General features: G+C 41.8%; 11 protein-coding genes. 6 read left to right on the top strand and 5 right to left on the bottom strand.

Annotated features, from left to right (window positions below; genetic code table 11):
* Positions 1-56: 56 nt before the first annotated feature.
* Positions 57-605, top strand: coding sequence for an NAD(P)H-binding protein (locus B4K26_RS05980; protein ID WP_296244143.1), 549 nt, complete (start codon positions 57-59; stop codon positions 603-605).
* A gap of 147 nt (positions 606-752) precedes the next feature.
* Here B4K26_RS05980 and epmA read toward each other — a convergent pair whose 3' ends face one another.
* From epmA to B4K26_RS05965, 3 genes are all read right to left on the bottom strand, one after another.
* Positions 753-1,778 carry an EF-P lysine aminoacylase EpmA gene (epmA, locus tag B4K26_RS05975; protein WP_296244142.1) on the bottom strand — a complete coding sequence of 342 codons (1,026 nt, stop codon included), beginning with the start codon at positions 1,776-1,778 and terminating at the stop codon, positions 753-755.
* Positions 1,779-1,980: 202 nt separating this feature from the next.
* On the bottom strand, positions 1,981-3,126 hold the full coding sequence (locus B4K26_RS05970) for a 4-phosphoerythronate dehydrogenase (RefSeq protein ID WP_296244141.1): 1,146 nt from the start codon (positions 3,124-3,126) through the stop codon (positions 1,981-1,983).
* A 118-nt stretch (positions 3,127-3,244) separates the two neighbouring features.
* Positions 3,245-4,399 (bottom strand): AI-2E family transporter, encoded by a 1,155-nt coding sequence (locus tag B4K26_RS05965; RefSeq protein WP_296244140.1) that lies wholly within the window; start codon positions 4,397-4,399, stop codon positions 3,245-3,247.
* Positions 4,400-5,200: 801 nt separating this feature from the next.
* On the opposite strand from B4K26_RS05965, the gene B4K26_RS05960 reads away from it, so the two are divergent.
* Together B4K26_RS05960 and B4K26_RS05955 are read left to right on the top strand one after the other, a co-directional pair.
* On the top strand, positions 5,201-6,904 hold the full coding sequence (locus B4K26_RS05960; RefSeq protein ID WP_296244139.1) for an NAD+ synthase: 1,704 nt from the start codon (positions 5,201-5,203) through the stop codon (positions 6,902-6,904).
* Positions 6,905-7,218: 314 nt separating this feature from the next.
* Positions 7,219-8,496, top strand: a complete 1,278-nt coding sequence (locus tag B4K26_RS05955) for a hemolysin family protein (protein ID WP_296244137.1) — start codon at positions 7,219-7,221, stop codon at positions 8,494-8,496.
* A gap of 70 nt (positions 8,497-8,566) precedes the next feature.
* On the opposite strand, the gene B4K26_RS05950 is transcribed toward B4K26_RS05955, so the two are convergent.
* Complete coding sequence (locus B4K26_RS05950; protein ID WP_296244136.1) at positions 8,567-9,301, bottom strand: YggS family pyridoxal phosphate-dependent enzyme; 735 nt, start codon at positions 9,299-9,301, stop codon at positions 8,567-8,569.
* Between the two features lie 374 nt (positions 9,302-9,675).
* Here B4K26_RS05950 and B4K26_RS05945 point away from each other — a divergent pair, with 374 nt between their 5' ends.
* The gene (locus B4K26_RS05945) at positions 9,676-10,731 is read left to right on the top strand and encodes a type IV pilus twitching motility protein PilT (protein ID WP_296237910.1); all 1,056 of its coding nucleotides are present in this window, start codon (positions 9,676-9,678) and stop codon (positions 10,729-10,731) included.
* 183 nt (positions 10,732-10,914) lie between these two features.
* The gene (locus B4K26_RS05940) at positions 10,915-12,036 is read left to right on the top strand and encodes a PilT/PilU family type 4a pilus ATPase (RefSeq protein WP_296244134.1); all 1,122 of its coding nucleotides are present in this window, start codon (positions 10,915-10,917) and stop codon (positions 12,034-12,036) included.
* Positions 12,037-12,159: 123 nt separating this feature from the next.
* Here the strand turns inward: B4K26_RS05940 and fur are convergent, their stop codons facing one another.
* Positions 12,160-12,594, bottom strand: coding sequence for a ferric iron uptake transcriptional regulator (gene fur, locus B4K26_RS05935; RefSeq protein ID WP_296244133.1), 435 nt, complete (start codon positions 12,592-12,594; stop codon positions 12,160-12,162).
* A gap of 325 nt (positions 12,595-12,919) precedes the next feature.
* Between fur and B4K26_RS05930 the strand changes: the two genes are divergently transcribed.
* Positions 12,920-13,339, top strand: coding sequence for an outer membrane protein assembly factor BamE (locus B4K26_RS05930; protein WP_296244197.1), 420 nt, complete (start codon positions 12,920-12,922; stop codon positions 13,337-13,339).
* Positions 13,340-13,343 lie beyond the last annotated feature (4 nt).

The raw sequence follows: 13,343 nt of genomic DNA, 5'->3' as shown, positions 1-13,343 counted from the left end.
AGTTTTTAAATAGAAAGTCTTAAAAAATCATAACGTATATAACGACAGGAATAATAATGAAAATTTTAGTCATTGGTGCTAGTGGTCGAGTGGGTTCTGATTTGGTTAAGCAATTATTAGCTAATGACCATCAAGTGATCGGAACAACCCGTCAAGATGAAAAATTATTTAGCGAGAACAATTATAGTCAGTTAGATTTAGACATTACAGCTGATAAAGACGCTATTCAACAACAAATCGAGCAAGATATCGATACGGTTTATTTTGTTGCTGGCTCTGGCGGCAAAGACATCTTAGAAGTCGATTTGCATGGCGCGATTAAAACTATGCAAGCTGTAAAAGATAAAGGCATTAAACGCTATATTATGCTAAGCACAGTATTTTCATTAGATACAAGCAAATGGAACAGCCCCGGTATTGCGGATTTAAAAGAATACTATATCTGTAAGCATTACGCCGATCAATGGTTGGTCAATAATAGCAACCTTGATTACACCATCGTTCAAGCAGGCGCCTTAAAAGAGCGCGCAGGTACTGGCAAAATCACCATCAACGATGACAATGCGGGTGAAAATGCCATTAAAGAAGCCATCGAAAAATTGTAATACACAAAAGCTATAATCAATAAAATGTCCCTCTATGGTACTTAAAGAAAGCGAAAAAGCGAGTAAGCCGTCTGGTTTACTCGCTTTTTTCTTATGAAATTTTAGACCAATTCGTAGCTACGTTAAACCTAGTAGCAAGCAACTAATCTAAGCCAAACCGCTTGGAAATGGAATGACTTCTTCTAAGCTGCTAGCGCCCGTGATAACCATCAGCAACCTATCAACACCAACGGCGATTCCGCTGCAAGGCATTAAATCATCAGAGGCCGCTAATAAGTGCTCATCGATTGGCATTGGCGGCAATTGATGCCGTTTACGCAATTGATTGTCACGTTCAAAGCGCACTTTTAACGCCTGCCCATCTGCCAGCTCATCATAAGCATTGGCAATCTCAATACCGTTAATATAAAGTTCAAAGCGCTTGGCAACCGTATTACCGTCTTTATCGACAGCCGTTTTTGCCAAAGCCGCGGTCGCAGGCGGATATTCTATAATCAATGTTGGCAAATCGTGACCCAAGTTTGGCTCGACCGCATGACTAAACAACAAGTCCAGCCAGCTTTGCCGAATGTCCTCCTCCCTATTGATTGCACTGTTTTCTGCACTATTAAAATTAAACCCTATCAAACCCTTATCTTCTGCCACCGCTTGTAACGCAGCAAGACTCGCTGTCAGCGGATGGATGCCAACAAAATCCATAAAGGCATCGACATAGCGGTAATGGCTTAGCACAATCGGATAACCATAAAGCACTTCCAATAGCTCACCCAACTCAGCCGCCATATCATCTAAGCTATAATTCAGCTGATACCATTCAAGCATGGTAAATTCAATATTATGGCGCACGCCTATTTCATTATCACGAAATACCGGACAAATCTGATAAATAGGCACTTGCCAGCTGGCAAGTAAGCGCTTCATAGCAAACTCTGGCGACGTGTGCAAATAATAGGTACAAGGTTTATCTTGATAAGTAAGATGCGCGGCAACTGACTGCAAAAAGGTGTCGGTATTACCCGCTTGTGAGAGCAATGGCGTCTGTACCTCGAGCACCTGACGCGCGGCAAAAAACTGCCGGATAGCACTGATAAATTGCGCGCGCTTTTGTGCCATCGCTACTGTCATCGTCGGCGCATAGCTGGGTTTAGAAGAAAGGTTGTTTGCTTGGGTCATTATTATTTACTGTCATTTAGAAATGGATTTCGAAGCGATATTTTGAATTTTAAAGCTGACCATATTAGGTTTACTTTAAGACCGATCATGGCGACTAGGAGGAATTTTTCGTAGCCTCTGTGATAGCAGCAAACAAGGAAAATTTATACCAGTCGCCCGTGGCTACTACCATGTTGGTTTTATTTAGAACTAACTCTATCTTCTAAAACTGCCACTCGCGGCGTAAATGATATTCTCGGCGCAGTTTATCAAAGTCAGCGCCACTTACTTCACCATCAACTAACTCGCTTCGTAGCGAAGCATCATCTGCCATAATGTCATAAAACTTCACCAATCTATCTGGGTGCGCCTTTAGCTCAGACCATAAAAACATATTTAGCGGTAGTAATTGATGCATAGTTTGAACAGGTGTCACCGCTAAATCTTCGCAGAGCGCATCATAAATCATTTGCGTACCGCGTAGCTTACCCTCCAAGGTATAGCCTGCAATATGAGGAGTGGCGATAGCAAGTTTGGATAATAAGCCTTCCGCAATTTTTGGCTCATACTCAAACACATCGAGAACCGCTTGGCGACCCGTACACGCAATATCTGCCTCTAAATCTTGCGCATTAATAACGGGTCCGCGCGCGCTATTTATTATTAGAGTATCTGACGGCATCGCCTCTAATGCCTTTTTATCGATTAAATGCCGCGTTGGATAATCGCTGACGCTAGCATTAGTATCATCTTTTTTATCGGTCAACGGTACGTGTAAGCTGATCACATTACTTTGGCTAAGCACTTGCTCGAAGCTGGTGTTATTGACGTTTGACGCTGGCAGTAGCGGGTCGTAACCCAATACTTGCCAACCCAAATCATAAGCATATTGCGCAAGGGTACTGCCAATATTACCCAGTCCGATAATGCCCAATGTTAATGGCGGCGTTGATGGCTGCCAACATTGCGGCCGTAAGGTTAGAATAGCGGTCAATACATATTGTGCGACCGAATGCTTGCTGCAGCCTGCGGCATTGGCAAAGGTAATATTGCGTGCCTCTAAATACTCCTGATCGACATGATCGGTACCGATAGTCGCCGAACCAACGAACTCAACGCTGTTATTATTTGCCAACAGTGCCTCGCCGACTGGCGTCACTGAGCGTATCAATAGCACATCAGGCTGGTGTTCTGCAAGCAACTGGGCATTGATATCACGCCCAGCAACGGCAATAACATTTACTGAACGCTGAGCATCTTGCCCAAGCGTGGACGCATTAAAAAACTCATCAAGACTAGTAATATTGCTATCAGCAATGATGGTGAGAGGACGCGTATTTTCATTATTCGTAGCGTTAGCATTAGGCATCTTTAGATATTCCTATTTATAAAGGTTTATTATCAATGATTGCACGATTAGCAACGTATATTTTTTAATAAGTTCAGTTTATTATTGCTTAAATTATCGTTTAAATTAAGGACATGCTCTAGTCAGCAGAAACGATATTTTCGTCTTTGTTTTGCTCAGCGATTTTAGGTGGAAGTTGAGCGTCAGCAAACATACCTTCTTGCTGAGCGAATAACTCATTCTTATGCTGCGATATCCACTCGCGCCACACCGCAAGACCAATTGCCAATACCACAGGACCGATGAATAGCCCAACGAAGCCAAATGCGGTCAAGCCACCTAGCACGCCGATAAAAATAATAATAAAAGGAATTTTGGTCGCGCCACTAATAACGATAGGACGAATAAGGTTATCAACCCAGCTAATAACCAATATACCCCATAGTGCCAATCCAATACCTTCTACGGTATGACCTTGGCTCAATAACCAAATCGATACCCCGCCCCAAACAAATGGCGTGCCGAATGGAATCAAGGCAATAATAAAAGTCACAATGGTAAGCAAAATAGGACTCGGAGCACCAGCAAAATAATAACCGATACCTGCAATCAGTGCCTGAGCCAATGCGGTCAAGCCAATACCGTACACCACTGCGCGCGTGGTCGTACCGACAGAATCAATATAACCATCAATACGATTGCCAATGATATTGCGTAACGCTTGACGGATTTGACGTACCAAACTTGTGCCATCGCGATAAAAGAAAAACAGCGTCATTAGCGCCATCCCAAGCTTGGCAAGACCACTAAATACGACATCGAAAGCGACTTTGCCATAATATAGATGCGACTGTACCCAAAGACGAAAAGCCTCTAGCGTTCCCTCAGGATTCTTATTGATTCTCCATAGCATATCTTTGACTTGCTGACCGATCACAGGCAAGTCCTTGATAGAGTCTGGCACATCTAAATAACCAACTTTGATACGATAGATTAAATTACTGATTAAGCTTAAGGCTTCTTGCTGCAAGATAAAGACACCGACAACAATCGGCAGACCTATTATAAGTGTGATGCTCACCGTCATAATAGCTGCGCTAAAATTTGAGCTAAAGCGAACCCTTTGGTGAAAAAAATTATAAATAGGGAAGGTAACGTACGCCAAAATCGCCGCCCACAGCGCCGGTACAATAAAAAACTGTACCACTTGAAAACACAATATGATCAGCACCACCAACAAAGTAATGGCCAGCAAGCGCTGAATAATAAATTCTTTTGTCCAGTTTTCGATCATAGCGTATAAACCAAGAGCGGGCAGCAGACAGCCTATTCGGCTCTGCTGTAAAGTTTATAAATAGGTGGAGAACAATAACAGACTGTGTCCGCCCTGTATCCATTAACGAGTGTTTTGGGCAATAATCTTCGGGTAATGAATTTTAGATAAAACCGTAACTCTTTGTTATGTACTTACCTTTAAGGTTAAATCAAACCATAATAACGGGTTATTATGCCTCAAAATAAGCCAAATAAATAAGGCTATGTTGTAATCTTTACTTACATTTATCTGTACGCCGTGGGCACGAATATTGATACCTACTGTTAAAAATTATCGAGTAGAATTATTACTTTAGAAGGATAGTCATTTATCGCCTCTTTACTGACTTCTGCTGTGATCTCTCGCGAGCTAAATCACTGCTCAGTTCTATTCGTTCAGACAATTGATGTTATACTAAAGGAATTAATTTGAACGTTTAAATGCGATGAAGTGTGGTTGAACTTATTTATTTTGGTCGTAAACTGCGCCAGCATTTTTAACATTATTTCTCGCAATCCTCATTTGTTACCCTACTCTAGTCAGTCTTAAGCATTCACTTTCAGAGCAGCGCTGCATATTTTGGTATTGCCGATAAGCATTGCATGAATGCCTATCCAAGCGTTGCGCTCAGTATAGACTTCCTATTTAAGAGTCGTCATTTGAGGGCATAAGCAAACACTGATATTTTGCGTTAATTTCATAAATTTTTTTAATTTGGTTTTATTTGAAACCAAAATAGATTCAACAAATTTAAACAACCTATTGATAGGAACAATAACAATGTCAAAAGACACTGCAAAAGATACTAATAACCCCAATCTGACTTCATCAAACGACGCCAATACGGCTTCTAAATCGCAAGATAGCGTGACCTTTGCGTTAGCTCAATCCCATTTTTTAGTCGGCGATATCAATGGTAATACCGAAAAAATGCGCACGTTAGCTTTACAAGCACGTGAGCAAGGTGCCGATGTCATCATTTTTCCAGAATTAGCGCTATTAGGTTACCCACCGCAAGATTTATTGCTGCGCCCAAGTTTATCTGGCCGTGTAAAGAGCGCGTTGTCAAGCTTAAGTGACATCGATGATATCGTAATGATTGTTGGCTATCCACATGTCGATCATCATGGCACCTTTAACTCGGCAGCTATTTTGCATAATGGCCATCAAAAAGGCTTTTATCATAAGCAAGTCTTGCCAAACTATGGTGTCTTTGATGAGCGCCGTTATTTTGATAAGGGCCGCAATCAGGTTTTATTTGACTATAAAGGCATCACTATTGGACTGCTTATTTGCGAAGATTTGTGGGAAAAAGGTCCTATAGCCGAGCTTAAACAACAAGGCGCTGACCTCGTTGTTTGCTTAAACGCCTCACCGTTTGAGATTGAAAAACAAGACAATCGTAAAACCCTGCTCGCCAAACGCAGTCGCGAAAACAATCTGCCTATCGTTTATCTAAATGCTGTTGGCGGTCAGGATGATTTGGTGTTTGACGGTGGCTCTATGGCCATTCAAGCCGATGGCAGCGTTGCCCACGAAGCGTCTCGATTTATGAATCAGCTCATGCTGGCTACATTCGATGTGAAAACGGCAAAATTTGATTCGCAAGCAAAAGCGCCTCTATCATTAAGCCGCGAGTCAGAGATGTACCAAGCGCTCGTCGTTGGTTTGCGTGATTATGTCAATCTTTCAGGTTTCTCTGGCATTATCGTTGGCTTATCAGGCGGTATTGATTCAGCCTTAACCTTGTGTATCGCCGTCGATGCCTTAGGCGCCGATAAAGTCTATGCGGTCATGATGCCTTATGAGTATACCTCACAAATCAGCTTAGAAGACGCGCAGGCGCAAGCACGCCGTTTAAATGTTTCTTATACAGTTTGCCCGATTTTTGATGCGGTTGAGGGCATTCGTCATACTCTGGCGCCTCTATTTAGCAAATCGCCTGTCGATACTACCGAAGAGAATATCCAAGCGCGCGCACGCGGTGTCATACTGATGGCATTGTCCAATAAATTTGGTCATTTGGTCATCACAACGGGTAATAAATCAGAGTTAGCGGTTGGCTATTCAACCTTATACGGTGACATGGCAGGCGGCTTTGATGTGCTAAAAGACGTTTACAAAACGCAGGTTTATAAACTTGCCAGTTATCGAAACCGTCTAGAGGACACGCCAGTTATCCCTGAGCGCGTGATCGTACGTCCACCATCGGCTGAGCTAAGTCCTGGTCAAGAGGACCAAGACAGCTTGCCTGATTATGATGTGCTAGATGGTATTTTAATGTCATATATCGACGAAGATATGGGCTATCAGGATATTGTCGATAAAGGATTTGATGCCGATTTGGTCGCTAGAGTGATTAAAATGGTTGATAATAGCGAATTCAAACGCGCTCAATCTGCGATTGGTACGAAAATTAGCCATAAAGCCTTTGGTCGTGAGCGCCGTTTTCCTCTAGTCAATAAATGGTCAATAAAGGGCTAAGCGCTACTATTAAAGGGCTCATTTAAAGGTCTTATTGCAACATTTTGGCCTTATCTGTGTTTTGAATTGGCTATTAATTTGAATAGACGCTAAAAGGTTGGATAACTTTAAGTTTTTATATAATTTGATATAATATAATCAGAATATCTTATAATGAGCTGGGTACTTACCCAGCTTTTTTAGTTTTTGTTGATAAAAAATTTCCTGTCATCTACTGCCGCCTCTAAGCCTTTATACATAATTTCTTACTTCAGCTTATTTCAATTACTTTAATTTTTTATTTAACTATCCTATCTGTAGTTTCCGAGTCCGTCATGAGTTTGCTAACCGCTAGTGTTTTTCTTCTTTTATTACTTACCTTGAGTGCTTTTGTCTCTGGAGCAGAAATTGCTATCGCTGCTGGGCGCAAGATTAAGCTTCAAATTATGGCAAAAGAAGGCGAAGTCCGCGCCCTCGATGTCCTGCATATGCAAGAAAACCCCGGTGGATTTATTACTGTGGTACAAGTCGTGCTTAATGCGGTCGCTATCTCAGCAGGTGCGGTTGGCGAGTCAGCGATTAGCCCTTATTTGCAGCTATTAGTCAATAACGAAGCGGTGTCATCCGTCATCTCATTCGTCGTGATTACCAGCTTATTTTCCCTACTTGCCGATTTGATGCCAAGGCGTTTAGCAATGTCGAATGCAGAAATCTTTGCGGTACGACTGGTACGCCCCATGATGGCGCTAACCTTTATTTTTAAGCCAGTCATTTGGGTCTTTGATGGCGCAGCAAACCTCATTTTTGAGTTTTTTGGTATCTCAACCACGCGCCAAGATGATATGACCCCAGAAGACATTTATGCGGTGATGGACGCGGGCGCTGAAGCTGGGGTAATTAAAAAACAAGAACATCATCTGATCGAAAATATCTTTGAGATGCAAGAGCGTACGGTCACTTCGGTCATGAATCCGCGTGAGCATATCATCTATTTTGATAGCAAGACCAGCACCAAAGAAGTGGTTGAGGTAATGATTGCCCAGCCGCACAATAAGTTTTTGGTCTGCGAGGAAGACGATTTAGAGCAAATTATCGGCTATGTCGAGTCGCGCAGCTTTTTAGCCTTGGTGCTTAATCAGCAAGAAGTCACCCTAACCGACAAAGCGCTATTAAAACCGGCGTTATTTGTACCGGATACCTTGTCTTTGTTCGAAGTGTTAGAGATGTTTAAATCGACCGGCGCTGACTTTGCCGTCATCGTCAATGAATATGGCTTGGTGGTTGGCGTTATTACCCTACGCGATGTGATGAGCATTGTCATGGGGGAGCTGGTGACAGTTGAAGAGCAACCTATCGTCCAACGTACCGATAATTCTTGGCTCATCGATGGTATGACACCCATCGAAGACGTCGTTCGGGCGCTAGATATTGTCAATTTACCGCGTAGCCAAAACTATGAAACCATTAGCGGCTTTATGATGTATATGCTGCGTAAAATTCCTAAAAAGACGGATACCATCGAGTACGCCAATTATCGTTTTGAGATTATTGCGACTGACAACCTTAAAATTACCCAGCTACTCGTCACCAAACTTGAAGAAACCGTTTTATAAAAGTGGCATTTCACGCTAAAAAAGCTGTGAATTTAAAGAGTTTAACACTCAATTAATTCCAAGCTCAAAATCAGGTACGCGCGCCAAATATGGCTGTGCCAACGCGTACCATCGTAGAGCCATTGACAATTGCTTTATTCATATCACCACTCATGCCCATGCTCAGTGTATCCCACTGCTGCAACTCTGGATGTTCACGCTTAATCTCTTCAAATAATTGCTTGGTGCGAGCGAAAGCATCGGTGTTAGTTTTCGCTGGAATAATCATCAGTCCGCGCAACTGTAAGTGCTCATAATGTTTAATAGCGGTTATCAAATCTGGAATCTCAGTTGGCAGACATCCTGACTTACTGTCTTCATTATCAATATTTACTTGTATTAGCACATTAAGGGGTGACATTCCAGCGGGACGTTGTTCATTTAAACGTTTGGCAATAATTTCACGCTCAAGCGTTTGCACCCAATCAAAATGCTCAGCAATATCACGGGTCTTATTACGCTGAATACTGCCAATATAATGCCAAACAATTTGTTTGCATTGTGGCTGTTGTCGTAAAACTTGTATTTTCTCAATAGCCTCTTGTAAGTAATTTTCACCAAAATCACGCTGCCCTTGACGCGCTAACGTTGCAATCATCTCGGCAGGTTTGGTTTTGGACACCGCTAGCAGGGCAACATCGTCCTCTTTTTTTGTAGCAACGTTACACGCCTGCGCTACCTGTTCGCTTACATGCTGCCAGTTTTTAATTAATCTTGCAGCATCGAAATGGTTTTCGTTATTTTGTTGGTTAGAGATATCGTTCATAAAGGACTCACGGGTAAATTATGCAATTATTTTAATAGTTCTTGAGATAAGAAAATTTCAATTTAAATCATCAATACCTTAATAAGGAGTAGCAATGACTTTATATTACTAAAATAAAGGAAAGCTGGACTATTTTTGCATTTTCTTCATATAGTAGATGGTTAAATAACTATTAGTAGATGGTTAAATAACTATAGTCTTGTTATGATATTGTTACATGGTCTAACGAATACTACTAAAAAATATCGTAATAGTAACCGCAAAGACCAACGAATTTTAAGGAGCCTCATCTAAATAGCGGCATAGACTCATGGATGATGATACATCCTAGCGCTTTTTGGCTCATCTTTACTTATTGATAGGAATATCCAATCATGGCAGAAAAGCATACTTTAAACATCGAGGACTTGCTGCGCTTTACCGTTAAACATAAAGCATCGGATTTACATATTTCAGCCGGTATGCCAGCAATGATTCGTGTCGATGGTGAGATGACACGTATCAATATGCCTGAGATGACGCATCAGGTCGTGCATCAGCTTATCTATGACATCATGAATGATAAGCAACGCGCCGACTTTGAAGAGTTTTTTGAGACCGATTTTTCTTTTGAGATTCCAAATTTAGCGCGCTTTCGTGTCAATGCTTTTAACCAAAACCGCGGCGCTGGCGCTGTTTTTCGTACCATTCCATCTAAAGTGCTCACCATGGAAGACCTAGGCATGGGTGAGGTGTTTAAACGGGTATCCGACTTTAAACGCGGTGTGGTGCTCGTCACGGGACCAACGGGCTCAGGGAAATCTACCACGCTTGCGGCGATGATTGATTATATCAATGAAACCCGCAAAGAGCATATTTTGACCATTGAAGATCCGATTGAATTTGTTCATGAGTCTAAAAAGAGTTTGATTAACCAACGTGAAGTCCACCGCGATACGCTAGGCTTTGAGCCAGCATTGCGCTCGGCACTACGTGAGGATCCAGACGTTATCCTCGTTGGTGAGTTACGTGACCTTGAGACTATTCGCTTGGCATTGACCGCCGCAGAAACAGGGCATTTGGTCTTTGGCACCTTGCACACTAGCTCCGCAGCAAAAACCATTGACCGCGTCATTGACGTCTTCCCTGCTGCTGAAAAAGACATGATTCGAGCGATGCTTTCAGAATCGCTACAAGCGGTTATTTCACAAACTTTGCTACGTCGCCAAACCGGTGGACGTATTGCTGCCCATGAAATTATGCTCGGCACGCCTGCAATTCGTAACTTAATACGTGAGAATAAGATTGCTCAGATGTACTCCGCTATCCAAACGGGTGCTGGCGAAGGTATGATTACCCTTGATCAAACACTCAAAAACCTCGTCTCAAAAGGTACGATTAGTAAAGACGTCGCTCGCCCTTATGCCAAGCAGCCTGAAGCGTTTATTTAGTATTGCTTTCAGTACTAAAGCTTTACACAGTACCAAAGGTTAACACACGTATTTTTGTTAAAATCACAAATAGACACTCATAGATTTTTGCTTGGTTTTATTTATTCTTAATGAGCGTTATTGGCACGCTTTAAAAGTTTATGGCAGCAAATTTAATCTATATACTCCAAATGTAGGTACGTTATGGACATTGATAAACTTTTACAGTTGATGATTAATAAAAATGGCTCTGACCTTTTTATTACTGCTGACGTCGCGCCGTCCATGAAAATAAATGGCAAAATTTTGCCCGTAGGTAAAACGCCGTTAACCGCTGAGCAAACCATGAGATTGGTTAAAGGGGTAATGACACCAAGCCAGCAAAAAGAGTTTGAAGAGACCAATGAGTGTCAATTTGCCATTGCGGATCAGGCGCAGCAAGCTCGTTTTCGGGTCAGTGCCTTTATCCAACGTGATATGGCAGGAATGATTTTACGGAAAATCGAAAATAAAATTCCAACCGTTGAAGAGCTGCGCCTGCCGCCAGCTCTAAAAGAGCTGGCCATGAAAAAGCGCGGTATTATTTTACTCGTTGGTGCTACAGGTACAGGTAAATCGACCACGCTTGCTGCAATGATTGGACACCGCAACCAAAACTCGCATGGTCATATCATTACTATCGAAGATCCGATTGAGTTTGTGCATAAGCATCGCGGTTGTATTATTACTCAGCGTGAAGTTGGCATCGATACCCACTCTTTTGAAGCAGGTCTAAAAAACACCTTGCGTCAAGCACCCGATGTTATCTTGATTGGTGAGATTCGTAACCGCGAAGTCATGAGCTACGCGATTCAATATGCAGAAACGGGACATTTGGTCTTCGCAACACTGCACGCCAACAACGCCAACCAAGCGATTGACCGTATCATTCACTTCTTTGAAACCAGTCGCCATAATCAGTTATTTATGGATTTATCCTTAAACTTACAAGCCATTATCGCTCAGCAATTGATTCCAACGCCTGATGGTAAAGGTCGTCGAGCTGCTATTGAGATTTTATTAAACTCACAGCTGATCAGCGACTATATTCGTAAAGGCGAGGTTCATGAAATCAAAGATGTGATGACGCGCTCACGTGATAGCGGCATGCAAACCTTTGACCAAGCGTTATTTGATTTATACGAAAATGGTGAAATTACTTATAAAGAAGCCATTCTTCACGCCGACTCCCCTAACGATTTACGCTTAAAAATCAAACTAAGCAGCAAAAATGGTACGGCTAATTTAGATGAAGGCGCCGATAGTTTATCGTTAGATATTACTTAGGATATCATCACTGCATTAATATTTATCCGTCAAAAAGTCCTCATCGAATGTGAGGGCTTTTTTATAGCTGTTAAATTAATCGTTTTTGCATTAACAATATCAGTTGACTGGTTGCTAAAACGCTTATTTTGCGTTGTCTCTACAAGCTTGATTATCACAAATACCGTACAGCACCAGAGAATGACCCGATAGCCTAAAACCATGCTCTTCGGCTACTTTCGTTTGTTCTTCTTCGATTGTCTTATTATGAAACTCGACAATTTTGCCACAAACATCACAAACCAGATGGTCGTGATGCTCTTCTTGGGTAATCTCAAACACTGAGAGATTGTTTTCAAAATTATGACGCTCAACAATACCCGCTTGCTCAAACTGCGTTAATACGCGATAAACGGTTGCCAGCCCCACATCCTCACCTTGGTCAATCAGCGCTTTATACACCTCTTCTGCACTCATGTGATGCAGCTCCGCACTCTCAAGCAGCTCTAAAATTTTGATTCGTGGTAACGTTACTTTTAAACCCGCTTTACGTAAATCTTGATTGGTAAAAGAAGCCATAATATCCCTTCTGACTATGAAAGTCTTAGCAAATGAATTCAAAAAAACAGGAGTTAAATAAACATCAATGATTGGTATTAATTGCTGATAAAAAATTAGAATCATAAAAAATCAGCGATTATTAATCGTGCTCTTAAGACATTTTTTTATAAAAATCTGATGCCAAGTGTATGAATTTAAAATATAAATAATAAATGCGGCAAAATAGCGCTTGGTAAATAATGTCGTAAGTGGTAGGCAATTGCAAGTAAATGACGTATCATTTGTGCAAGATTGCCTGCAAGACCCCTATTATCGGTTTTTAGCAGCGCCTAACCCATTCTTTATGAGTCATTTTACCATGATAAAGACCTTTAATTTTCGTTCGTTAAGCTCTGCAAACGTATTACGCAAGATTGCCATGAGTACTATACTTGGTGCCACTGTGGCTATGTCTGGCTGCTCATTACTGAGTGTGTATAAGATTGATTTGCCACAAGGAACCGCCATTACTCAAACGCAAGCGCAAAAACTGCAAGTGGGTATGAATCAAAATCAGGTACTTTATATTCTTGGTAGCCCAGCGATTAGAGACACACTAGCGCCAAAACGCTGGGATTATATTTATGACTATAAAGCAGGAACAGAAGGTCGCCGCCAAGGTATTGCCGATGTCAAAAATGCCAGCCAGCATTTAATCGTCTATTTCGATGATAATGGTTTGGTAACTCGCATCGAAGGTATCGATAGCCTCCCTGCTTCGTAAGTCT

This window comes from Psychrobacter sp. UBA6766, from assembly GCF_002453355.1.
In the GTDB taxonomy this organism is placed as follows: Bacteria; Pseudomonadota; Gammaproteobacteria; order Pseudomonadales; family Moraxellaceae; genus Psychrobacter.
Note: the sequence above shows the minus strand (reverse complement) of the source record. Positions and strands in the feature narration are given on the sequence as shown.

What these genes read in the sequence shown, in the direction of transcription:
- B4K26_RS05980 (WP_296244143.1), top strand. Translation starts at nt 57, where the DNA reads ATGAAAATTTTAGTCATTGGTGCTAGTGGTCGAGTGGGTTCTGATTTG.
- epmA (WP_296244142.1), bottom strand. Translation starts at nt 1,778, where the DNA reads ATGACCCAAGCAAACAACCTTTCTTCTAAACCCAGCTATGCGCCGACG.
- B4K26_RS05970 (WP_296244141.1), bottom strand. Translation starts at nt 3,126, where the DNA reads ATGCCTAATGCTAACGCTACGAATAATGAAAATACGCGTCCTCTCACC.
- B4K26_RS05965 (WP_296244140.1), bottom strand. Translation starts at nt 4,399, where the DNA reads ATGATCGAAAACTGGACAAAAGAATTTATTATTCAGCGCTTGCTGGCC.
- B4K26_RS05960 (WP_296244139.1), top strand. Translation starts at nt 5,201, where the DNA reads ATGTCAAAAGACACTGCAAAAGATACTAATAACCCCAATCTGACTTCA.
- B4K26_RS05955 (WP_296244137.1), top strand. Translation starts at nt 7,219, where the DNA reads ATGAGTTTGCTAACCGCTAGTGTTTTTCTTCTTTTATTACTTACCTTG.
- B4K26_RS05950 (WP_296244136.1), bottom strand. Translation starts at nt 9,301, where the DNA reads ATGAACGATATCTCTAACCAACAAAATAACGAAAACCATTTCGATGCT.
- B4K26_RS05945 (WP_296237910.1), top strand. Translation starts at nt 9,676, where the DNA reads ATGGCAGAAAAGCATACTTTAAACATCGAGGACTTGCTGCGCTTTACC.
- B4K26_RS05940 (WP_296244134.1), top strand. Translation starts at nt 10,915, where the DNA reads ATGGACATTGATAAACTTTTACAGTTGATGATTAATAAAAATGGCTCT.
- fur (WP_296244133.1), bottom strand. Translation starts at nt 12,594, where the DNA reads ATGGCTTCTTTTACCAATCAAGATTTACGTAAAGCGGGTTTAAAAGTA.
- B4K26_RS05930 (WP_296244197.1), top strand. Translation starts at nt 12,920, where the DNA reads ATGAGTCATTTTACCATGATAAAGACCTTTAATTTTCGTTCGTTAAGC.